Annotated in this window: 19 protein-coding genes; 10 read left to right on the top strand and 9 right to left on the bottom strand. The window is 69.9% G+C overall.

Annotation, left to right across the window (positions count from 1 at the left end; translation table 11 throughout):
• The 4 genes from ACEU5R_RS06205 to ACEU5R_RS06190 form a co-directional block, all read right to left on the bottom strand.
• Positions 1–219: helix-turn-helix domain-containing protein (locus ACEU5R_RS06205; RefSeq protein WP_392409507.1), on the bottom strand; the 219-nt coding region annotated here is incomplete at its 3' end.
• A 231-nt stretch (positions 220–450) separates the two neighbouring features.
• A complete protein-coding gene (locus ACEU5R_RS06200; RefSeq protein ID WP_392409505.1) occupies positions 451–894 on the bottom strand; it encodes a DUF4952 domain-containing protein in 444 nt (147 codons plus the stop codon).
• Positions 895–955: 61 nt separating this feature from the next.
• Entirely contained in the window at positions 956–1,432 is a 477-nt protein-coding gene (locus ACEU5R_RS06195) for a hypothetical protein (protein WP_392409504.1), read from the bottom strand.
• Between the two features lie 48 nt (positions 1,433–1,480).
• The gene (locus tag ACEU5R_RS06190; RefSeq protein WP_392409502.1) at positions 1,481–2,449 is read right to left on the bottom strand and encodes a LysR substrate-binding domain-containing protein; all 969 of its coding nucleotides are present in this window, start codon (positions 2,447–2,449) and stop codon (positions 1,481–1,483) included.
• 149 nt (positions 2,450–2,598) lie between these two features.
• Here ACEU5R_RS06190 and cydC point away from each other — a divergent pair, with 149 nt between their 5' ends.
• Entirely contained in the window at positions 2,599–6,336 is a 3,738-nt protein-coding gene (gene cydC / locus ACEU5R_RS06185; protein WP_392409500.1) for a thiol reductant ABC exporter subunit CydC, read from the top strand.
• Here cydC and ACEU5R_RS06180 read toward each other — a convergent pair.
• Positions 6,308–8,902, bottom strand: coding sequence for a penicillin G acylase (locus ACEU5R_RS06180; protein ID WP_392409498.1), 2,595 nt, complete (start codon positions 8,900–8,902; stop codon positions 6,308–6,310). The genes cydC and ACEU5R_RS06180 overlap by 29 nt on opposite strands.
• A gap of 150 nt (positions 8,903–9,052) precedes the next feature.
• Here ACEU5R_RS06180 and ACEU5R_RS06175 point away from each other — a divergent pair, with 150 nt between their 5' ends.
• Entirely contained in the window at positions 9,053–9,979 is a 927-nt protein-coding gene (locus ACEU5R_RS06175; RefSeq protein ID WP_392409496.1) for a LysR family transcriptional regulator, read from the top strand.
• 334 nt (positions 9,980–10,313) lie between these two features.
• Positions 10,314–12,191, top strand: coding sequence for an ABC transporter ATP-binding protein (locus ACEU5R_RS06170; protein WP_103274941.1), 1,878 nt, complete (start codon positions 10,314–10,316; stop codon positions 12,189–12,191).
• Positions 12,192–12,267: 76 nt separating this feature from the next.
• On the opposite strand, the gene ACEU5R_RS06165 is transcribed toward ACEU5R_RS06170, so the two are convergent.
• Positions 12,268–12,903 (bottom strand): LysE family translocator, encoded by a 636-nt coding sequence (locus tag ACEU5R_RS06165; RefSeq protein ID WP_103274943.1) that lies wholly within the window; start codon positions 12,901–12,903, stop codon positions 12,268–12,270.
• Between the two features lie 134 nt (positions 12,904–13,037).
• On the opposite strand from ACEU5R_RS06165, the gene ACEU5R_RS06160 reads away from it, so the two are divergent.
• Entirely contained in the window at positions 13,038–13,532 is a 495-nt protein-coding gene (locus ACEU5R_RS06160; RefSeq protein ID WP_103274944.1) for an Lrp/AsnC family transcriptional regulator, read from the top strand.
• Positions 13,533–13,592: 60 nt separating this feature from the next.
• Here the strand turns inward: ACEU5R_RS06160 and ACEU5R_RS06155 are convergent, their stop codons facing one another.
• Complete coding sequence (locus tag ACEU5R_RS06155) at positions 13,593–14,270, bottom strand: DJ-1/PfpI family protein (RefSeq protein WP_103274945.1); 678 nt, start codon at positions 14,268–14,270, stop codon at positions 13,593–13,595.
• 66 nt (positions 14,271–14,336) lie between these two features.
• Here ACEU5R_RS06155 and ACEU5R_RS06150 point away from each other — a divergent pair, with 66 nt between their 5' ends.
• Positions 14,337–15,233 (top strand): GlxA family transcriptional regulator, encoded by an 897-nt coding sequence (locus ACEU5R_RS06150; protein WP_233772908.1) that lies wholly within the window; start codon positions 14,337–14,339, stop codon positions 15,231–15,233.
• Between the two features lie 38 nt (positions 15,234–15,271).
• On the opposite strand, the gene ACEU5R_RS06145 is transcribed toward ACEU5R_RS06150, so the two are convergent.
• Positions 15,272–15,994, bottom strand: a complete 723-nt coding sequence (locus ACEU5R_RS06145; RefSeq protein WP_103274947.1) for an SDR family oxidoreductase — start codon at positions 15,992–15,994, stop codon at positions 15,272–15,274.
• Positions 15,991–16,989 carry a Bug family tripartite tricarboxylate transporter substrate binding protein gene (locus tag ACEU5R_RS06140; RefSeq protein ID WP_392409492.1) on the bottom strand — a complete coding sequence of 333 codons (999 nt, stop codon included), beginning with the start codon at positions 16,987–16,989 and terminating at the stop codon, positions 15,991–15,993. The genes ACEU5R_RS06145 and ACEU5R_RS06140 overlap by 4 nt, the downstream gene beginning before the upstream one ends.
• Before the next feature lie 284 nt (positions 16,990–17,273).
• On the opposite strand from ACEU5R_RS06140, the gene ACEU5R_RS06135 reads away from it, so the two are divergent.
• The 5 genes from ACEU5R_RS06135 to ACEU5R_RS06115 all read left to right on the top strand — a co-directional run bounded on the left by ACEU5R_RS06135 (position 17,274) and on the right by ACEU5R_RS06115 (position 22,608).
• Entirely contained in the window at positions 17,274–18,308 is a 1,035-nt protein-coding gene (locus ACEU5R_RS06135) for a cyclase family protein (RefSeq protein ID WP_392409490.1), read from the top strand.
• A 77-nt stretch (positions 18,309–18,385) separates the two neighbouring features.
• Positions 18,386–20,035, top strand: a complete 1,650-nt coding sequence (locus tag ACEU5R_RS06130; protein ID WP_392409488.1) for an AMP-binding protein — start codon at positions 18,386–18,388, stop codon at positions 20,033–20,035.
• A gap of 26 nt (positions 20,036–20,061) precedes the next feature.
• Complete coding sequence (locus ACEU5R_RS06125) at positions 20,062–20,805, top strand: GntR family transcriptional regulator (RefSeq protein WP_103274954.1); 744 nt, start codon at positions 20,062–20,064, stop codon at positions 20,803–20,805.
• A 97-nt stretch (positions 20,806–20,902) separates the two neighbouring features.
• Positions 20,903–22,180: an ABC transporter substrate-binding protein gene (locus tag ACEU5R_RS06120; protein WP_103274955.1), complete on the top strand. Its 1,278-nt coding sequence runs from the start codon at positions 20,903–20,905 to the stop codon at positions 22,178–22,180.
• Between the two features lie 2 nt (positions 22,181–22,182).
• Complete coding sequence (locus tag ACEU5R_RS06115) at positions 22,183–22,608, top strand: NUDIX hydrolase (protein ID WP_103274956.1); 426 nt, start codon at positions 22,183–22,185, stop codon at positions 22,606–22,608.
• Positions 22,609–22,649: the final 41 nt, after the last annotated feature.

The following is a 22,649-nucleotide window of genomic DNA, read 5'->3' as shown; positions in this document are numbered from 1 at the left end:
CTCGATCTCCGGCGCCACGCGGTTCGGGTGCGGGCCCCGAGCTCCAGGCAGTTTATCGAGCAGTCCTGCCGAGCCAAACGTCTGATAGTTGCGGCGAATCTCATAGAACTGTTGGCGGCTGTAACCCATGCCCTTGCATGCCTTGCTGACATTGCGCAGTTCCTGGGCCAAGTCCAACAGACTGAGTTTGCGACGTGCTACTTTTTCTTCCGTGGTCATACGTACTCTCCGGATCATGCAACAGGTAGGGGTACCCGTTTCATAACCCGGCTTGGGGTCGTATGACCACGCCCCAACGCGGTCAACTGTCAGGTGAATACTGTCTCAATTCACACTACAAGGGCGCGCGCGAGGAACTGGCGGGACGGCTGAACTATTGGAACGAACCGCTATACACCGAGATATTCCGATTTTCCGACGCCGATTCCGCCGCGGTGAAATAGCACGTCGTCAAGGCTCCTCGGTGTACTGCTCCGCGCGGATATGGAAGGTCGGTATGCGCGACCACTGCGCGCGCGCCGACAACAGCGTTTCCTCCGACGCGAACACTAGGTTCCAGGCATGGCCGTCATCCACCCAGGAATGCGGCGTCGACTCCCAACCGCAGCACACAAAGCGCAAAGGCTGGATGCCGTAGCGCCGGCGCAGGAAGTCCTCGGCTTCGGCCGCGTGGGTTCCGTCCAGCCGGTAACGCGCCACCAGCGGCTTGCCCTGCCCTTCGTATTCCGAGTGACAGCCCTGGTATTCGATGTAGGCGGGCTTGTCGCCCTGCTTGTCCAGGAAATCGCCGCAGGCGGGCGCGGACGTCGCCTTCGCCGTGACGCAGGCCGACAAGATCAGGCACAGGGGCGTCAGCAGCGCGGCCAGACGCAGAACAGCTTCGGGATGGATCACGGCTTGCCTCTATTTATCAGTGTTCCGGTCGCGCCCCGCGGCCGCCGGAAACGGATCAGCCTTATTGGCGGGTCGTGCGCTTGCGCGCCGGCGTGTCAGCCGATGTGGCGTCGGCGGGGACGCCGGCGTCGAGGTTGAGCACGCGGTCCTGATCCGGCTTGCCGACGTCGGCGACCTCGACGTAGGTGCCGGGCTCGAGGATGCGCGCGATGTCCTCGGCCGACTTGCCGCCGAAGCCCTGGCCCCCGCCGAACATGCGCAGGCCGGACGTGTCGATGGCGCCCTGCACCGTCACCACCGTCAGGACCCGGTCATCGACGCGGAACTCGACCCGCTTGCCGACGCGCGTGCGCGTGAACTCCGCCAGCGGACCACGGCTGCCCGGCGTGAAGGTCACGTCGACATACTCGCCCTGCCCCGCCTCGCCTTTGCCCGCCACGGCCTGCACGACCTGCAGGTAGGCGCTGTCGGCCTGCGCCAGCGGACTGAAAAACAAGGCCAGGGCCAATACCGACAGCCCCTTCGTCAATCGCGTCATGCGCTTTCTCCTTCTGTTCGTGGCGCCGGCGCCGCCGGCGCGCCAGGATCAGCCTGCTTCCTGCGCCAGATTCTGCCATGCCCCGGGACTGCGCCCTTCCTCGGCCAGGAATTCCACCAGCGCCGGCAGCGCCGCGTCCATCGGCCGGTTGGGCTGCATGCGCATCACATAGCCCCAGGATCCGGCCAGCTTCAGGCGCGGCATCAAGGGCACCAGCCTGCCGCTGGCCAGTTCCTCGTCGACCAGCGGCGCGCGGCCCAGCGCGATGCCCACCCCCGCCGCGGCGGCGGCCACCACGGTGCTCAATCCGCTCAGGACCAGCGGCTCCTGCCGCTCCGACGGATCCAGGCCCAGCCGGGCGCTCCAGGTGTCCCAGGACGTTTCGGGACTGTCGACGTGCTTTTCCTCCAGCCAGCGGTGGCGCGCGAAGACGCGCGGATCATCGCGCTCGCCGGGCGGCACCAGCGCCGGGCTGCACACCGGCACCACGGTCTCGCTCATCAGCCGGATGTCGCCGGGCTGCGGCAGGTGCGGGCCGTGCTCGCGCACGTGCAGGAAGGCCAGGTCGATGTCCTGGGCCTTCCAGGCCGGATCCTGGCTGGCGTGCAGGAATACCTGCACATCGATGTCCGGATGCAGCTCGATGAAGCGGCCGATGCGCGGCGCCAGCCACAGCGCGGCCAGCGAGGGGTTGACCGACAGGTTCAGGCTATGACGCCGCTTGCTGCGCACGGCCACGCGGACGTTGCGGCAGGCGGTCTCCAGCAGGGTCAAAGCCTGCTGTACGGATACAAGCAAAGTAGCGCCGGCCTCGGTCACCTGGGCCCGCCGCAGGGTACCGCCCCGGTGCAGCAGCGTGGCGCCCAGGTCCGATTCCAGCGCCCGCAACTGATGACTGACCGCGCTTTTGGTGACGTTCAGCTCGACCGCGGCGCGACTCAGGCTGCCGAGCCGGGCGACGGCCTCGAAGGCGCGTAGCGCCGCCAGCGGCGGGGTATGGGTGGGCAAGTCGGGCATGGGTTGAGTTTATCTCAACTGTGTATTGAAAAACCATCGCTTTCTCGTTCGCGCGCGATCGGGGACCATGAGCCGCATGGACCGTATCCTGGCACGCATCGCGCGGGCGATCCGGTCGCTCATACGAAGGACAACGAAGGAACATCGATATGTATTTCGACGCGAGACTCTGGCGCCTGACGCGCGGCCTGCGCGCCGGCATGGCGGGCGGCATCCTGCTGGGCCTGCTGGCGCTGGCGGCGGGCATTGCCCGCTATGTCTTCCTGGGCCTGATGCTGGCGCGCGTGTTCGACGGCGCGCCCTGGAACGACTGGGCCTGGCCGGCCGCCGGCGCGGCGCTCATGGTGTTGCTGCGCTCGCAGCTCGACCACTGGCGCACGGTGCAGGCGCAGCGCGCCTCGGCCGCCATCCAGCTGTCGCTGCGCGGCCGGCTGTACGACCGCATCGTGGCGCTGGGACCGGCCTGGTTCGCGCGCCAGCGCACCGGCGGGGTGATGCTGACCGTGGTGGACGGCGTCGAGCAATTGCAGACCTTCTTTGGTCAGTACCTGCCGCAGCTGGCCATCGCCGCCGCCGCGCCCTTCGCCATCTTCGCCGTGATCGCGTTCTGGGACGTGCCCACGGCGCTGGTGCTGCTGGCGGCGGCGCTGTTCGCGCTGGCCGGCCCCATGGCCGTGCACATGCTGGACCGCCGCGCCAGCCTGGCGCGCACCCGCTCGCTGAACGAGTTCGGCGAGGACTTCCTGGACGCCATGCAGGGCCTGCCCACGCTCAAGTCCTATGGCCAGGGCAAGGCCTGGGGCGAGCGCCTGGCCGAGCGCGCGCGCAAGCTCTCGGACAACACTTTCTGGGTGCTGTCGGTGAGCCTGCTGACGCGCGGCATCACCGACCTGGGCGTGGCCCTGGGCGCCGCGCTGGCGCTGACGCTGGGCGCCTGGCGCGTGGCCGCCGGCGACATGAGCGTGGAAGCGCTGCTGATCGTGCTGATGGCCGGCACCGAGATCTTCCGTCCGCTGCGCGACCTGCGCTCGGTGCTGCACCAGGGCATGCTGGGCCAGTCGGCCGCCGCCAGCATCCACATGCTGATGGACGCGCGGCCGCTGACCCCGCCGCTGTCCGCCGACAGGGCCACCCCCGCCACGCTCGCGCCCACCATCGAATTCGACAACGTCGCCTTCGCCTACACGCCCGAACGGCCCGCGCACCGGGGCCTGAGCTTTCGCATCGCCGCCGGCGAACGGGTCGGCGTGGTGGGTCCCAGCGGCGCCGGCAAGTCCACCATCGTGCGCCTGTTGCTGCGCGAGTGCGTGCCGCAGTCCGGCACGGTGCGCGTGGGCGGACATGACCTGAACCAGCTCGACGCCGACACGCTGCTGTCGCAGATCGCGCTGGTGAGCCAGGACATCATGCTGTTCCACGGCACCATCGAGGACAACCTGCGCCTGGGCCGCCCCGACGCCAGCCGCGAGCAGCTGCGCGCGGCCGCCAGCGCCGCCAACATCGACGACTTCATCATGGCGCTGCCCGACGGCTACGCCACCCGCATCGGTGAACGCGGGCTGCAACTGTCCGGCGGCCAGCGCCAGCGCCTGGCGATCGCCCGCGCGCTGCTGCGCGACGCGCCCATCCTGATCCTGGACGAGGCGTTGTCCTCGGTCGACGCCGAGAACGAAGCGCTGATCCAGCAGGCGCTGGACCGGCTGATGGAAGGCCGCAGCACGCTGATCCTGGCGCACCGGCTGGCCAGCGTGATCGGCGCCGACCGCTGCCTGGTGCTGGACCAGGGCCGCGTGGTCGAGTCCGGCAGCCATGCCGAACTGATGCGCCAGGGCGGCCTGTATCACCGGCTGATGCGCGAACAGGCTGCGACGCTGGCGCGTCCGGCCGACGCGCAAGCCGATGTGCAGGCCGATGCGCAGGCCGACGCGCGGACCGACATGGCGGACGCCGGCGTCGCGCGCGCCCAGACCTTGACCGGCCACGCCGGCGCCGCGCCCTCGCCCGCCGTCTCGGCGTCGACGCCTGTGTCCACCACTGTCACGCGTGACCCGCGCGAAGATGGCCGGGACGAGCCGGACCTGGACAATCCGCAAGCCCCCGACGCGCGCCCGCTCGACGCGGACGCCGCCCAGGTGGGCTGGCGCGACACGCTGGGCACGCTGCTGTCGGTGGTGCGGCCCTGGCGCGGCACGCTGGTCGCCACCATCCTGCTGGGCGTGGCGCGCGTGGCCGCCTTCATCGGCGTGGGCGTGCTGAGCGCGCTGGTCGTGGCCGCCATCCGCGACGGCCGCGAAATCCAGGCGCTGATCATCGCCCTGCTCGCCACCGCGCCGCTGGCCGCGCTGTTCCACTGGCTCGAATCCTGGCTGGCGCATGCGATGGCGTACCGGCTGCTGGCCGACATGCGCGTCAAGCTCTATGACAAGCTCGAACGGCTGGCGCCCGCCTACCTGCTGCAACGCCGCTCCGGCGACCTGGTGGCGCTGGCCACGCAGGACATCGAGATGGTCGAGTACTTCTACGCGCACACCATCGCCCCGGCCATCGTCTCGCTGGCGGTGCCGCTGTCGGTGCTGGGCTTCCTGGCGTTCTACAGTTGGCCGGTGGCGCTGGCCCTGCTGCCCTTCCTGGCCTATGCCTTGCTGTCGCCGGTGCGCGGCCGCCGCCGCATCGACGCGCTGGGCGACCGCGCCCGCCAGGCGCTGGGCGAGATGAGCGCCCACACCGCCGACACCATCCAGGGCCTGGCCGACCTGACGGCCTTCCAGGCTACCGGCCGCCGCCGCGACGAGTTCCTGCAGGCCGCCGACCGTTATCGCGAACGCCGGCTGTCCATGCAGCGCGACCTGTCGCGGCAGAACGCCAACTTCGAACTGGCCGCCGGCCTGGGCGGACTGGCCGTGGCCGTCACCGGCGGTCTGCAGGTCGCCGCCGGCACGCTGTCGGCCGGCATGCTGCCGCTGCTGGTGCTGATCGCGCTGGCCACCTTCCTGCCGGTATCGGAGATCTCGCAGGTCAGCCGCCAGCTGGCCGACACCATCGCCGCCACGCGCCGGCTGCACGTGGTCAGCCACGAACCGGTGCCGGTGAACGATGGGCCGGCGGACGCGCCGGTCTCGACGCAGGGCCTGTCGCTGGCCTTCGAGCACGTCAGCTTCGCCTATCCCGGCAAGCGCGACAACACGCTCAAGGACCTGAGTTTCACCGTGCCCGCCGGCGCCACGGTGGCCGTGGTGGGCGCGTCCGGCGCGGGCAAGAGCACCGTGGCCAGCCTGCTGCTGCGCTTCTGGGATCCGCAATCGGGCGCGGTCCGGCTGGACGGCGCCGACCTGCGCGGCCTGAAGCTGGACAGCCTGCGCGAGCGGGTCGCGCTGGTCACTCAGGACACCTACCTGTTCAACGACACGCTGGAGGGCAACATCCTGCTGGCCCGCCCCGAGGCCAGCCGCGAGGAACTCCAGCGGGCGCTGGAACAGGCCGCGCTGGCGGATTTCGTCAAGGCATTGCCCGACGGCCTGCGCACCCGCGTCGGCGAACGCGGCATGCAGCTGTCGGGCGGCCAGCGCCAGCGCATCTCGATCGCGCGGGCGTTCCTGAAGAACGCGCCGGTGCTGATCCTGGACGAGGCCACCTCGCAGCTGGACACGCTGTCCGAGATGCAGGTGCGCGGCGCGCTGGACACGCTGATGCGCCATCGCACCACGCTGGTGATCGCGCACCGGCTGTCCACCATCCGCGATGCGGACCTGATCCTGGTGCTGGACCAGGGCGCGCTGGCCGAGGCCGGCACGCACGAACAGCTGCTGCGCGGGCAGGGGCTGTACGCGCGGCTGGCCCGGCGCCAGGGCGGACAGGCGCTCAGTAGCGCAACGTCTCTGTCGACCTAGCGTGCTCACGGACCTCGGCGTCCGTGAACCACACCCGCTTGCTGCCGAAGCCCGTGTACAGGTCGAGCTGGTCGCGGGCGTGCGGCGACAGCGCGCCGTCCGGCGCCACGAAGCCGCTCTGCCCCGGCGCGACCACATCCACCGCGCGCACCGTCCTGCCGTCGAACACGGTCATGTTGTTCTCGGTGCCCCGGTTCTGCGCGACCGGATAGGTCAGCGTGGCCTTGGCATCGGCCTGGGGCACGCCCAGGAAGTTCTTGGGCGCGAAGACCATGGGGCCGGCGGGCACTTTCCAGGCCGCCTGGTCGGGCCCGTAGGCCTGCTTGAGCGCGGCCAGCGCATCGTCCAGCGCCGCCAGCGTGACCGTCTCGGGTCGCTGCCCGTTGAAGAAGTCGTAGCCTTGCGGCACGCCGGCGTCCGGCCCGGCCAGCGCATTGAACAGGACCTTCACGCCCACGGTCAGGTTGATCGAGCCCGTGGACGGCGCGGCCGTGGTGGGATAGCCGGTGGCGCTGTACCACTTGAAGAACTCGGCCGGCATCGCGTCGGCCAGCGTGCGCTTGAGCATGGCGCGCAGCCAGGCATCCATCACCGCCGGCCCCGCGTTGTCGTAGTAGCCCGGCGTGCGCTCGGCGGTGTTCATGCCGTCCCAGGCCGCCAGCCCGGCCACCAGCCGCGCGCGCTCGTCGCCGGCAGGCAGCCCCGCCACCGCGCGTTGCAGGAAGGGCAGGAAGTGGCGACGGTTGACGTCGGCGTAGCTGGTCGTGCGGATCAGGTCCCACATCTGTTGCGGGCTGACCCGGCCGCCCTGCGCGGTCATGGCCTTCAGGCGCGTCTCGATCTCGGCGTAGCGGTCGGCCTGGCCCCAGACGATGGCGAACAGGTCGGTGGACGGATAGCCGCGCATGGGCTGGTTGTTCCAGTTGGCGATGAAGCCCTGGCGCGGGTTGTACACCTGCGGATTGGTGGAGAACGGCAGCATGCCGTCCCAATCCATCTCGCCGGTGCCTGGCACCGGCAGGCGCGGATCGTGGCCGGGCTTGCGCTTGGGATAGAAGCCGGTGTGCGCGTAGCCGATATTGCCGCGATCGTCGGCGTAGTACCAGTTGATGGTCAGCGCGTGACGCGCCGCCTGGGTCTTCCACTGGTCCCAGTTGGCCGACTGCGTCTTGCGCACCCAGGCCAGCAGCGACTGCATCTCATAACCCTCCCAGGCACGCGCCTTGGCGTAGGCGACGTGCTGCGACTCATCGAACTTGACGATCAGGCCGTGCACGCTGCGGTACACATCCATCAGCACCGGCTCGCCGCCCTTGACCAGAATGAGTTCGCTGCGTTTCTCCATGCGTTTCCACTGGCCGTCGTGGAAGTAGCGCGTGCGGTCGGCGGGGTCCAGCTTCTCGGCGTAGATGTCGACGTCGTCGCCGAAACCCGCCGTCGACCCCCAGGCCACGTGCGCGTTGTGGCCGAACAGCACGCTCGGATAGGCGAAGGGCGTGTTGCCCACCACATCGAAGCCCGCGCCGTGCAGGCCGATACCGTAGGTGTAGGCGGGGTTCCACCAGCCGAACTGGGGCCCGTTCAGCAGGATGGCGCGCGCATCCCGGGCGTGGTCGCGCCCGACGAGCCAGATATTGCTGGTGGTGGGCCAGCCCGCGATGCCCGGCTGGCCGGACTCGGCGAACTGCGCCAGCAGCCGTTCGCGCAGCGCGTCCGGCGGGCCGTCCAGCACGCCGCGCGTCTGCGGATCGCGCGGCACGCGCTCCAGCATGGGCGGCGTGCCGTCGTAGCGCGGCAGCGCATAGGACAAGGCCGACGCGCCCGGGGCGGCGGCGCCCGATGTGGCGACGCCCGGCCGGTAGCTGCCCTCTTCCTCCGGCACGGTGACCGGCGCGCGGCTGTCCGTCATCCAGCGCAGCTGGTTGAAGATCTGCATGGCCCGCGCCTCGCCGTGCCGGTCCTTCAATGCGGTCAGCAGCGCCAGGTTGTCGATCTCGCTGTTGGCATCGGAAAAGCGGTTGGCCATGGTGCCCACGTACACCATCGCCACGTCATAGGCGGTCCAGTCCGACGGCTGGAATTCCAGGTCGTTGAATTCCTTGGGCATCAGGCGGCCGGGCTCGGCGCGCACCCGCGCGATCCAGGCATTCATGCCGGCGGCGTAGCCGTCCAGAATCTGGCGATCTTCCGGCGACATCGCGGCCAGCTGGCGCTGGATGCGCTCGGGCGAGAAGTTGCCGCGTATGGACTTGTCGAACGCCACCATCGACGGCCCCAGCACTTCCGCCGTCTTGCCCTGCGTGGCGCGGCGGGCCATTTCCATCTGGAACAGCCGGTCCTGGGCCACGGCGTAGCCGTAGCCGTAGAAGATGCCGTGCACCGTGGCGGCATAGACATGGGGCATGCCGTATTCATCGCGGCGGATGGTGACCTGGCCGCTGGCGGCGGGCCGCGAGGCGGAAACGGCGGCGGAAACGGGGGGCGACGATTGCGGTGCCGGCGCGGCGTGAACGCCCGCGTGCGCACAGGCCGCCAGGATGGCGGCCGACAGGAATTGCTGCTTCATTTGAATCTTGTCTCCATGAACAGTGACGCCGGGCCATGCCGGCCCCGCGCGCCGCGCGGCGCCTCTGCGGACGCCATCGCGGCTTCATGATACGGAGAGCCAATTTATAATTCCAATGCATTTATTTCATACATTTCATGCGTTCGAATTATGGATTTCCAGAAGCTCAAGCACCTGCTCGCCGTGGTCGAACACGGCACGTTCTCGCGCGCGGCGGAAGCGGTCAACCTGTCGCAGCCCGCGCTCAGCCGCAGCATCCAGGCCCTGGAAACCGAGCTGGGCCTGCCGCTGCTCGACCGCGGCACGCGCCGGCTACGCCTGACCGCTTACGGCGCCTGCGCCGTGGAGCGCGCGCGCCGCATGCGCCACGAAGAGACCGAGCTACAGCGCGAACTCAAGCGCATGCACGGCGGCGAATCCGGCAGCATCAACATCGGCCTGAGTCCCACTCCAGCTTCGTTGCTGCTGTCTCCCCTGCTGGCCCATATGACGGCGCGCCATCCGCAGGTGCGCGTCAGCGTGGAGCTGGGCGCGACCGATGCGCTGCTGGCGCTGCTGCGCGCCGAACGCATCGACGCGCTGGTCTGCGACGCGCGCCTGCTGCACGACGCGCCGGACATCGACGCGCAGCCGCTGGCGCCGTTGCGCGCCGGCCTGGTGTGCCGGGCCGGACATCCCATCCTGGCGCATCGGCGCGTCGGCGTCGCGCAGATCCGGCAATACCCGGTCGCGTCCACCTCGCTCAGTCCGGAAGTCTCGCTGCGGCTGGCCGAGACCCTGGGCCCCGGCGGCGCGCCCGAACAAATGGTGACCGTGCGCTGCGAGAACCTGGAAGCGCTGACGCGCCTGGCGCTGGACAGCGACGCGCTGCTGCTCGGCGTGATCAGCGTGACCCGCCGCGAGCAGGAAGCCGGCCTGCTGCGGGAAGTGCCCATCGCGCCGGACCGCGAGCGGCGCGGCCACTATGCGCTGGCGCGCCTGGCCGGCCGCACGCCGTCGACGGTGCTGGATGCGTTCCATGCCTACACGCGGCAGCGCTGGACCGACCTCGCGGCCTACGCGCAACGATCGCGTTGAAAAAAACCGACAGGGTCCACGCGCGCGGTTGATTCACATGTGTCCGTTCTATAGAATCATTCGTTCGGGCATTCGTCCTATTTTCTTTTCTTCATCCAACACACCACTGGGAGGCGCAAGATGATGAATCCGCATACCGCCATCCCGCGCGTGTCTCCGCGACGCTCCTAAGTCGTCGCCCGCGCGGACCCATCGCCTGACGCGTATCAGGCGACTGGTCCTCCGCGCCTGTCACCAACCCAAAACGCAATGCCCGCGCCCACCCGGCGCCGGGTCGTTTTTCCTCCTTTACACAAGGATTCCTGGCGCGTCCCGTGGCGTCAGGCCATTGCATATGGCTATCAAAAAATCGAATCAACGAGGACAGGCCTTCACGGATGTCCTGGGCTATACCTTCCGCCACTGGGCCCGGCAGCCCCTGCGCACGCCGCTCATCATGGCGCTGGCGCTGCTGGCCGCCGTCGCCGACGTGCTGACCCCGCTGTACGCCGGCAAGCTGATCGACGCCGTGGCTTCCGGCGCCGCCGGCGACGCGCAGGTCTGGCACGCGGCCATGACGGCATTCTGGCTGCTGGTCGCGTTGGGCCTGGGCGCCATGCTGCTGCGCCAGGCCGTGTACTACAGCATCATCGGCTTCACGCTGCGCATGATGAACGGCATGATGTCCAGCGCCTTCCACCGCGTGCAGCGCCTGTCCACCGACTGGCACGCCAACAGCTTCGCCGGTTCGACCGTGCGCAAGATCACGCGCGGCATGTGGGCGGTCGACCAGCTCAACGACACGCTGCTGATCGCCCTGCTGCCCTCGGTGGTGATGCTGGTGGGCGCCACCGCGCTGCTGGGCTGGCACTGGCCGCTGATGGGGCTGGTGGTGGGCCTGGGCTCGGTGATGTATATCGCGTTCACCGCGCTGCTGTCGCTGCGTTACGTGGCGCCGGCCGCGCGCCTGGGCAACGCCTGGGACACGCGCATGGGCGGCGCGCTGGCCGACGCCGTGACCTGCAACGCCGTGGTCAAGGCCTTCGGCGCCGAACGGCGCGAGGAAGCGCGGCTGGCGCGCGTGGTCGACAAGTGGCGCCGCCGCACCCGCCGCACCTGGATGCGCGGCACGCTGAACGCCGGCGTGCAGGGCGCCATGCTGGCGCTGATGCAGGTCGCCATGATCGGCGCATCGCTGTGGCTGTGGGCGCGCGGCCAGGCCAGCGTGGGCGACATCACCTTCGCGCTGACCATGTTCTTCATGCTGCAGGGCTATCTGCGCGAAGTGGGCACGGACATCCGCAACCTGCAACGCTCGATCAACGACATGGAGGAACTGGTGACGCTGGAACGCCAGCCCCTGGGCGTGGCCGACAAGCCGGGCGCGGGCGCGATCCGCATCACCGAGGGCGAGATCCGCTTCGACGACGTGACCTTCCGCTACGGCGCGCACGACACGCCACTGTACGAGCATTTCTCGGCGCGCATCGCGCCGGGCGAGCGCGTCGGGCTGGTGGGCCATTCGGGTTCGGGCAAGACCACGTTCATCAAGCTGATCCAGCGCCTGTACGACGTCAACGAAGGCCGCATCCTGATCGACGGACAGGACATCGCCCAGGCGCAGCAGGCCTCGCTGCGCCGTCAGATCGCGATCGTGCAGCAGGAGCCCATCCTGTTCCACCGCACGCTGGCCGAGAACATCGCCTACGGCCGGCCCGGCGCGACGCAGGCCGAGATCGAGCACGCGGCGCGGCAGGCCAGCGCGCACGACTTCATCATGCGCCTGCCCAAGGGCTATGACACGATGGTGGGCGAGCGCGGCGTGAAGCTGTCCGGCGGCGAGCGCCAACGCGTGGCGATCGCTCGCGCCTTCCTCGCGGACGCGCCCATCCTGATCCTGGATGAGGCCACGTCCAGCCTGGACAGCGAAAGCGAGGTGCTGATCCAGCAGGCCATGGAGCGCCTGATGGAAGGCCGCAGCACGCTGGTGGTGGCACACCGGCTGTCCACGGTGCGCGCGCTGGACCGGCTGCTGGTCATGGACCATGGCCGCGTGATCGAGGAAGGCAATCACGAGACGCTGATCCGTCGTCCCGGCGGCGTCTACCGCCGCCTGTTCGAGCGCCAGGCGTTGGAGCTGACCAAGGGGATGTCGCTGGAGGAGCTGCGCGGCGACGCGTCGCGCTTCGTCGACGAACCCGAGGACAGCGACCTGGCGCTGGATCCGCGCTGAGGCCGCGTGGCGCCGGCCGCCAGCGGCGGTCGGCGCCAGACGCCGCCAGCCGCTGGCGCGTACCGGGGGGCCGCTATCAAGCCGGCCGCTCGGCCAACGTCAGGCGCAGGCCGAAGCCGATCAGCGCGGTGCCAAAGACCAGGCTCTGGATCTTCTGCGCCTTCGGGCTGGCCGACAGCCAGCGCCCCATCGCGCCGCCCGCCAGCGCGCACAGCACATCGAACGCCAGCCCCAGGCTGACCAGGATCACGCCCAGCACGGCGAACTGCCGGCCCACCGGACCGCTCGCCGGCGACACGAACTGCGGCAGCAGCACCGAGCAGAACAGCAAGGCCTTGGGATTGAGCACATTGGTCAGTACGCCGGACATCAGCGCGCCGCGCCAGCTGGTCGTCTTCGCGGCGTCGGCCGCGCCCCCCGCCTCGTAGGACATGGGACCGGCGCGCAGCAGCTTCACCCCCAGCCACATCAGATAGCAGCCACCCGCCAGCCGGGCCGCGTCGAAGGCCCAGGGATGCGCGCGGAACAGCGCGGCCAGCCCCAGCGCCGCCAGCGTGACGTGCGCGGCGCGCGCGATCGCCAGCCCCAGCGCCACCGCCAGCGCGGGCGCCCGTCCGCGCAGCAGCCCGGTTTCGAGCAACAGGATCATGTCCGGACCCGGCACCACATAGACGATCACCAGTGCCCCTAGAAACAACGCCATATCGGCCATGACGGCCCTCCTTCGATCTTGCTGCGCAGGGCGTCATTCTAGGAAAATCGGGCTGGCATGTGCTTGCGATTCATGCCAATGAGACTATCATTATTGGCACGAATGACTATCGAAAAAACAGTTTCTTCAATTCCATGCCAAACCCATCGCCCAAGCATCAACTGGACGGCTACGACCGCCGCATCCTGGAAGCCCTGCAGAAGAACGGCAGGCTGAGCAATGTCGAGCTGGCCGAGCAGATCGGCCTGTCGCCCTCGCCCTGCCTGCGCCGGGTGCGCATGCTGGAGGACGCGGGCGTGATCCAGGGCTATGAGGCCCGGCTGGCGCCAGACGAGGTCGGCCTGGGACTGACCGTGTTCGTGGGCGTCAAGGTCGAGCGCCACCACGAGCGCGACGCCGCCCGCTTTCGCAAGGAGGTCAGCGCGCTGCCGGAAGTGATCGCCGCGCACCTGGTGTCAGGTGAGTCCGATTTCCTGTTGCAGGTGGTCGTGCCGGACCTGCGCGGCTACGAACGCTTCCTGCTGGACACGCTGCTCAAGCTGCCGGGCGTGAAGGACATACGCAGCAACTTCGCGATCCAGACCGTCAAGCCGCAAAGCCCGCTGCCGCTGGATCATCTGGCGCGCTGAGGCGCGCGGGGCGGCGCGCTGCCGCCCTTGCCCGCCGCCAGCGGCGGCCGTGCCGCGCCGTCAGCCCGGCATCGCCGCCGCGGCGCGCGCCACCTTCGCCGACCGGCTCTCGAAGCGCGCCTGCGATTGCGCCAGGTAGCGCTGCACGATGGCCGGGTCCGAGGTTTTCGGAGTGCCGCCGGGGAACGGCGGCTCGGGGTCGTACTCGACCTGCAGCTGGATCAGCTTGGCGACGTCCTCGCCGCACAGATCCGCGACCACCCTCAAACCCATGTCTATACCCGAGGTGACGCCGCCCGCCGTGTAGATATGGCCGTCCACGCACATTCGTTCGTCGCTCGGAATGGCGCCGAACCGCGACAGCAGTTCACGCGCGCGCCAATGGCTGGACGCGCGCCGGCCGCGCAGCAGACCCGCCGCGCCCAGCAGCAGCGAACCGGTGCAGATGCCGAACACATACCTGGCGGCCAGCCCCTGCCGGCGCGTGAAATCCACCCATTCGGCGTCGATGATGGCATCATCCGTGCCCGGCCCGCCGGGCGCCACCAGCAGGTCGCAGGGCGGCGCATCGGCCAGGGTGCGCGTCGGCACGAAGGCCAGTCCGTGGTCGGATCGCACCGGGTCCCGCGTTTTTGCGACAAAATCAACAGTGAAGCCCGGCGCGCTCGCCAGCACTTCGTAAGGCCCGGTCATGTCGAGCTGGGTCAGTCCTTCGAACAAGAGAATATTGACATGCATGACGATGCTCCATCGGAAAAGCCAGACCCGAGCTTATGCGGAGCAACCGGCCCGCGCGTGCCAATCATCGCGCCGATTGCGCCAAAACGCGTCGTCTTCGTGCTGTACGACGGCTTCCAGCCGCTGGATCTGGCCGGCCCCTGGCAGGCGTTCAGCTCCGCCAACGAGGAAGCCGAGGCCGCGCTGTACCAGCTGGGCACCGTGGCCGCCGAACCCGTGGTCGCCACCTGGGACCAGGGCCTGCGCATGCAGGTGGACTGCACCTTCTCGGAAGACGGGGATGGTCCGGTGGACATGATCGTGGTGCCCGGCGGCCCCGGCGTGGAGCGCGCCAGCGCCCATGGCGAGACGCGCGCCTGGCTGCGCCGGCGCGACGCCGGCACGCGCCGCACTTGCAGCGTCTGCACCGGCGCCTTCCTGCTGGCTTGCGCCGGCCTGCTCGACGGCCGCGTCGTCACCACGCACTGGCGCTCGGCCGACCGGCTGCGCCAGCTGTACCCCGCGCTGCGGGTGGAGGACGACCGCCTGTACGTGGACAGCGGCAAGTACTGGACCTCGGCCGGCGTCTCGGCCGGCATCGACCTGGCCCTGGCCCTGATCGAGCGCGACCACGGTCCCGAACTGTCGCAGCAGGTGGCGCGCCGGCTGGTGGTCTTCATGCGCCGCGGCGGCGACCAGCGCCAGTACAGCCAGACCCTGCGGCTGCAGGACCGCGCCGGCGCGCCGTTCCGCGAGCTGGTGCAGAAGATGGAGGCGCGACTGTCGGCCCGCTGGTCGATCGACGACATGGCCGACGCCTGCGGCATGTCGCGCCGCACCTTCCAACGCAAGTTCATCGCGCATTTCGGCGTGGCGCCCACGGAAGTGCTGCGCATGCTGCGGCGCGAGCGCGCCGGCGCCGTGCAGGCGACCGGCAAGATGTCGAAGAAGGAAATGGAAAGGCACCTGGGGCCGATGGGCTGACCGGCCCGCCGCGCTTGCCTGCCGGCGGCATGGCCGCCTTACCCCGCCACCCCCACCGACACCCCGCCGCACACATGGATCAGCTGCCCGGTCACGAAGGCGGCGCGCCGGTCCATGAACATGGCCACCACGTGCGCCACTTCTTCCGGCAGACCGCTGCGCCCCACCGGGATCGCGGCCTCCAGCGCGCGCGTGCGCGGATCGCCGGGGGGATTCGACGCGTTGAACAGTTCCGTCGCCACCGGCCCCGGCGCCACGGTGTTCACCGTGATGCCGTCGGCCGCCAGCTCCAGCGCCCAGGTCCGCGTCATGGCCGCCAGCGCGCCCTTGGACGCGCCATAGGCCGTGCGCCCAGGCTTGCCCAGCGCGGCGCGGCTGCCGATGTTGACCACTCGTCCGTGGCGGGCCGCGCGCATGCCCGGCAGCAGCGCCTGCAGCAGCACGACGGGCGCCACGAGGTTGACGGCCATGGTGCGCGCCAGCGCGTCCTGCGTGACGGCCTCGATGCCGGCGACCTCGATCATGCCGGCGTTGTTGACCAGATGCAGCACGGGGCGCGACGCGGCCAGTTCGCGCGCGGCCTCGCCCGCCGCCCGCGCGTCGGCCAGATCCACCGAGCGGAAGGTCTCGCCCGGCAACAGGGACTCGGGCGCGCCCCGGCTGAAATTGACGGCCTCGTAGCCGTCCTCGATCAGCCGCGCGACGATGGCGCGGCCGATGCCCCGGCTGCCGCCAGTGACCAAAACGGTGCCGTTTTTCATTGCGCGGTGATGCCCTTGTCCTTGACCAGCCCGCCCCATTTGCGCCGCTCGTCCTGCTCGAACGCGGCCAGTTCCGGGCCGAACAGCGCGCCGGGCTTGGCGCCCTGCGCGGCGAAGCGCGCGGCCAGATCAGGCGAGCGCAGCCCCTCGCGGGCCGCCTCGATCAATTGCCTGACGACGGGTTCGGGCGTGCCGCGCGGTGCGTACAGGGCAAACCAGGCGGTCACGTCGAAGCCCGGCAGCCCCGATTCCGCGACGGTCGGCAGCGCCGGCGCGGACGGATCGCGCGCCGCCGACGTCACGGCCACGCCGCGCACCAGTCCGCCGTCCTGGATCTGAGCCAGCGCGCCCGGCAGGTTGTCGAACAGCAGATCCACCTGGCCGCCGGCCACCGCCGGCAGGGAAGCGGAGGTGCCCTTGAACGGCACATGCAGCATCGAGATGCCGGCCATGGCCTCGAAATAGGCGCCGGTCAGGTGCACCGACGAACCGACGCCCGGCGAGGCGTAGGTCAGCTTGCGCTCCGGATTCTGGCGCGCGGCCTGGATGATGTCGGCCACCGTGCGGTACGGCGACCTGGCGCTGACGGCGATGACGTTGGGCGTGGTCGACACCAGCGCGATCGGCACGAAGTCGCGCGCCGGATCGAAGGTCATGTTGGCGTACAGGAAGGGATTGATGCTTTGCGTGCCGATGGTGCCAAGGCCCAGCGTGTAGCCGTCGGCCTTGGCCCGCGCCACGTAGGCCATGCCGATATTGCCGCCCGCCCCCGGCCGGTTCTCGACCAGCACGGTCTGTTTCAGGCCCGGCTCCAGCGCGCGGGCGATGGCGCGGCCGAACAGATCGGCCCCGCCGCCCGGCGGATAGGGCACGACCACGGTCACGGGATGTTCGGGATAGCCGGCCGCGGCGGCCGGCCCCGTCGCCACGGCCAGCGCCGCGATGGTGAAGGCGAATGCGGCCCGCAGGGCGCGCGCATGCTGTTGTTGCGTCATGAGTCTGTCTCCTTGAGGGCCTGTGGCCCTGCCCCCGCTTTGCCGCGGGTGTCTCATGCGCGCAGCCTGCCTGCGCGCCCGATACGCACATACAAAACCACTGCGAACCCACTTTGAACCAGGCCGGCCATGCCGCGTGACGCGCCCGCCGCCAGCCGCATGCCGTCGCGCGCCGGGGCGGCCCGGCGTCAGATGACGGCAATCGGAAGAATGCCGATGGATCAAAAGTACATAAATACGTACTATATTCATATAAACACGAAAAACCGACCGGAGACAAGCCCATGAAACGCTGGACCCGCCGGCCCGAGGGATCGACCTGGGGCGATTTCGGACCGGACGACGAGATCGGCCGCCTGAACCTGCTGACCGAAGAAAAAGTGCTGCAGGCCGTGCGCGAAGTGCGCGCCGGCAAGGTCTTCTGCCTGTCGCTGCCGCTGGACCTGCCGGGCGGCAACGTGCTCAATCCGCGCCGCCATCCGCCGGCGCTGGCGCCCACGCGCCGCGACGGCCAGCCTTACCTGAACTTCCAGATGTCGCGCCTGCAGGAAGGCGCGGTCGACGTGCTGTCGGACGACCAGGCCACGCTGTCGCTGCAATACTCCACGCAATGGGACGGCCTGAGCCACGTGGGCGCGCTGTTCGACGTGCAGGGCGACGGCCAGGCCCGGCGCGTGTACTACAACGGCTATGCCGCCGGCGTGGACGTGCTGGGCGGCGGCGATCCTGGCGCCGATGCCTGCTGCCCGCCCGGCGCCTCGTATGCGCGCCGGCTCAGCGTCAGCCGCTACGCGGAAAAAGGCATGCAGGGCCGTGGCGTGCTGCTGGACCTGGCGCGCGCCTTCGGCACCGGCCGCACGCCGGTCGGCCTGGCGCAGTTGCAGGCCGCGATGCACGAACAGCGGGTCGCGGTGGAACCCGGCGACATGCTGGTGCTGCGCACCGGCTTCGCCGAGGCGCTGGTGCAGATGGACGGCAAGCCCGACGCGCATCGCCTGGAACAGACGGGCGCGGTGCTGGACGGCGCCGACGCCGCATTGCTGGACTGGATCACCGACAGCGGCGTGGCCGCGATCTGCGCCGACAACTACGCGGTCGAGGCCTACCCCGCGCGCACGTCCGGCCCCGGCCATTCGATCCTGCCGCTGCATCATCACTGCCTGTTCAAGCTGGGCGTGCCGCTGGCCGAACTCTGGTACCTGAAGGATCTGGCCGACTGGCTGCACGCGCAGGGCCGCAACCGCTTCCTGCTCACCGCTCCGCCGCTGCGGCTGCCGGGCGCGGTCGGCTCGCCGGTGACGCCGATCGCCACAGTCTGATACCACCATCCTTCGAACCATCGCCGGCGGACTTCCGCCCCATCCGCCACCGCGCCAGCGCCCATCGAATCATTTCAATGAACACCGTGCCCGTATCCACCGCTATTGCCGACACCTTCGCCGCTCACCTGGATGCGCTGGCCGCCGCCGATCCCGCGCGCGCCCTGCTGATCGACCCGGACGGCGCCGTCAGCGCCGCCGAGCTGCGCGCGCGCGCCGCCGCGCTGGCCGCCGGCCTGAGCCGCCTGGGATTGCAGCCCGGCCAGCGCGTGGCCATCTGGCTGCCCAACTGCGCCGCCTGGGTCGAATCCTTCCTGGCCTGCGCGCGGCTGGGCGCGCTGGCGCTGGCGGTCAACACTCGTTTCCGCGCGCTGGAAGTGGCCGACATCCTGGGGCGCGGCAAGGCCGACTGGCTGATCTTCTGGCCGGGCTTCAAGGGCATCGACTTCCAGGGCGTCCTGGACGACGTGCCGGCCGAGGCCCTGGCGCGGCTGCGCGGCGTGATCGCCATCGACGCGCCTGACGCTGCGGCGGCCGGGTTGACGGCGCCAGAGGCGTCCACCGCCACCGGCGGCGGACATGCCCTGCCCCGACACCGCTACGCCGACCTGCGCGCCTGCGCCGACGCGCCGCCGCCCGCCCAGGCCAATGCCGGCGTGCTGTGCTTCACCACGTCCGGCACCACTTCCCGGCCCAAGTTCGTGCTGCACGACCAGCGCACCCTGCTGGCGCACGGCGCGGCGGTGGCGCGAGCCTTCGGCTACGGCCCGGCCACCCGCGTGCTGGCCAGCGCGCCGTTCTGCGGCGCATTCGGCTTCTCCACGCTGGTCAGCGGGCTGGCGCAAGGCGCGCCGGTGGTCTGCTCCCCGGTGTTCGACGCGGCGGCCTCGGCGCGCGAGATTCGCGAACACGCCATCACTCATACCTACGCCAACAACGAGGCCCTGACCGGCATCATGCGCGCGGCCGCGCCCGGCGACCTGGCGTCGGCGCGGCTGTTCGGCTTCGCCAGCTTCACCCCGGCGCTGGACGGCATGCTGGACCTGGCGCGGCAGCAGGACGTGCCGCTGACGGGCTTGTACGGATCGAGCGAACTCCAGGCGCTGGCCGCCGGCCAGCCGACGACGCCGGCCCGGGGCGATGTGTCGGCGCGCCTGCTGCCGGGCGGCGCGCTGGTCCATCCCGAGGCGCGGGTACGCGCGCGCGATCCGGAAAGCGGCGCCGTGCTGCCGCCGGGACAGTCGGGCGAATTGGAAATCCGTTCGCCCAGTCTGATGCTGGGCTACCTGGACAATCCCGAAGCCACCGCCCGCGCGTTCACGGACGACGGCTACTTCAAGACCGGCGACCTGGGCTATGCCTTGAGCGAGCAGCAGTTCGTGTTCCAGGCGCGCATGGGCGACTCGCTGCGGCTGGCGGGCTTCCTGGTCAATCCGGCCGAGATCGAGCAGGTGGTCGAGTCGCTGCCCGGCGTGCGCGCCTGCCAGGTGGTGGGCGCGACGCGCGCGGACAAGACCGTGCCCTACGCCTTCGTGCTGCTGCAACCGGGCGCGCGGGCCGACGCCGCGGGCTGGACCGCCGCCTGCAAGGGCGTGATGGCGGGCTTCAAGGTGCCCGCCGGCTTCACCGCGCTGGATGCCTTCCCGTCCATTGAAAGCGCCAACTCGGTGAAGATCCAGAAGCACAGGCTGCGCGAGATGGCCGAGGCCCTGCTCGCCGCCCCCTGATCCGAACCCGCCCACGACCGACGCCCATGCCCGCGCCCAAGCTCTTCTCGCACAGCCCGCAGCCGCTCTACCTGCAGGCGGCCGCCCTGTTCCGCAGCCATATCCAGAACCGCAGCTGGCGGCCCGGCCAGCAGATCCCGCCGCTCGAAGCGCTGGTGGAAACCTACGGCATCTCGCGCGCCACCATCCGCCAGGCGCTGGGCCAGCTGGAGCAGGACGGGCTGATCCGCCGCTCGCGCGGCTCGGGCACCTTCGTCAACGCCGAGCTGCCCGAAACGCCCACGCTGCTGATCCCCAAGACCTGGGCCGAGACGGTCGAGCTGAGCAACCAGCTGGGCACCGTGTCGCTGGTGGAGGCCGAGGCCGGCCTGCCCTTGCCCGACCCGCTGGGCATGCCCTGCGACGCCGGCCGCGACGGCAGCTTCCAGTACCTGCGTCGCGTGCACACCACCGAGGGCGGCCCCTTCTGCTACAGCGAAGTGTTCCTGGAAAGCGCGCTGTTCCGCAAGCACCGCGCGCAGATCAACAAAAGCACCGTGGCGCCGGTGCTGGACCGCTACTACGGCGCGCGCCTGACGCAGGCGCGCCAGGTGCTCAACGTGATCGAGGCGGGGCAGGAGTCGGCCGAGGCGCTGCAGATTCCCGTGTCCTCGCCGGTGGCCGAACTGCGCCGCTACGCCTGCATCGACGACAACGTGGTGTATTACGCGCGGCTGGAGTTTCCGTTCCGCAAGGTAAGGATGGAGTTCGACCTGCTGGCCGGCCGCTGAGACACACGAACGAATGAATAACAGAGCGCCGCAGCAATCAGCCCCAGGCGCCATACGAAGACCGACGACACCCGGCACCCAAGAGGAGACCCCTTCCATGAAGTCCCAACCGCAATTCCGTCCGGCCGCGATCCCGCGCCGGCCGCTCACCCGCCTGTGCGCCGCCCTGGCGCTGGCCGCCATCCCCGCCCTGCCCGCGCTGGCCCAGGCCCCCGCCATCTCCGACGATATCGTCCGGCTCGGCCTGATCCTGGACATGAGCGGCGTCTACGCCGACGTCACCGGCAAGGGCAGCGCCACCGCCGCCGAGATGGCCATCGCCGATTTCGGCGGCCAGGTGCTGGGCAAGAAGATCGACCTGCTGGTGGCCGACCACCAGAACAAGGCCGACATCGCCGCCGCCCGCGCGCGCGAGTGGTACGACACGCAGAAGGTGGATGCCATCATGGACGTGGCCGGCTCCGCGCCGGCGCTGGCGGTGCTGGAGGTGGCGCGCGAGAAAAAACGCATCGTGGTCTACAGCGGTCCCGGCACCGAGCGCATCACCAACGACCTGTGCTCGCCCTATTCGGTGCACTACACCTACGACACCTGGTCGCTGGCCAACACCACCGCGCGCGCCACGGTGGAGCAAGGCGGCAAGAGCTGGTATTTCCTGACGGCGGACTACGGCTTCGGCTATACGCTGCAAGCCTCGGCCACCGAAGTGGTCAAGGCCAATGGCGGCACCGTGCTGGGCGCGGCGCGCCATCCGCTGGGCTCGTCGGACTTCGCCTCTTATCTGCTTCAGGCCCAGGCCAGCCGCGCGCAGGTCATCGGGCTGGCCAACGCGGGCGGCGACACGGTCAACGCGATCAAGGCGGCCAGCGAATTCGGGCTGACCCGCGGCGGCCAGAAAATGGCCGGCCTGCTGCTGTACATCAACGACATCCACGCCATCGGCCTGGAAGCCGCCGCCGGCCTGACGCTGACCGAGGCCTTCTACTGGGACCTGAACGAGCAGACCCGCGCCTGGTCCAAGCGCTACTACGACAAACTTGGCAAAATGCCCAACATGAGCCAGGCGGGCACGTATTCCTCGGTCATGCACTACCTGAAGGCGGTGCAGGCCGCCGGCACCGACGACGCCGCCGCGGTCATGAAACAGATGAAGGCCATGCCCATCAACGACTTCTTCGCCACCAACGGCCGCATCCGCGAGGACGGCCGCATGGTGCATGACATGTACCTGTTCGAGGTCAAGAAGCCGTCCGAGTCGAAGCAGCCTTGGGACTACTACAAGCTGCTGGCCACGCTGCCGGGCGACCAGGCCTTCATGCCCCTGTCGAAATCCTCGTGCCCGCTGGTCAAGCAGGCCGGGGCAGCCAAGGACTGACCATGCACACCCAGCGCCCCATCCCCGCCACCATCGCCGCCGTCATCCGCGACGGCCAGGTGCTGCTGGTGCGCCGCGCCAATCCGCCGGACCAGGGGCGCTGGGCTTTTCCCGGCGGCAAGATCGAGATGGGCGAACGCATCGAGGACGCGGCCGCGCGCGAGCTGTTCGAGGAAACCGGCGTCACCGCCGAGCCGCTGACGGTGTTCGACGCGGTCGACGTGTTCGACCACGACGCCGACGGCCTGCTGCGCCGCCACTACATCCTGGTGGCCGTGCTGTGCCGCTGGATCTCGGGCGAGCCGGTGGCCGGCGACGACGCCAGCCAGGCGCGCTGGGTGCCGCTGGCCGAGCTGGACGCGCAGGCGCTGGCCCTGAGCTTCGGCGTGGCGGACGTGGCGCGCAAGGCGGCGGCGCTGGCGGGCTGAACCGCGCCGCGCCTCCCGTCGTCCCCGCCGCGCATTCCCCT

This window comes from Achromobacter sp. 413638 (assembly GCF_043119405.1).
Lineage (GTDB): Bacteria > Pseudomonadota > Gammaproteobacteria > Burkholderiales > Burkholderiaceae_B > Achromobacter.
Note: the sequence above shows the minus strand (reverse complement) of the source record. Positions and strands in the feature narration are given on the sequence as shown.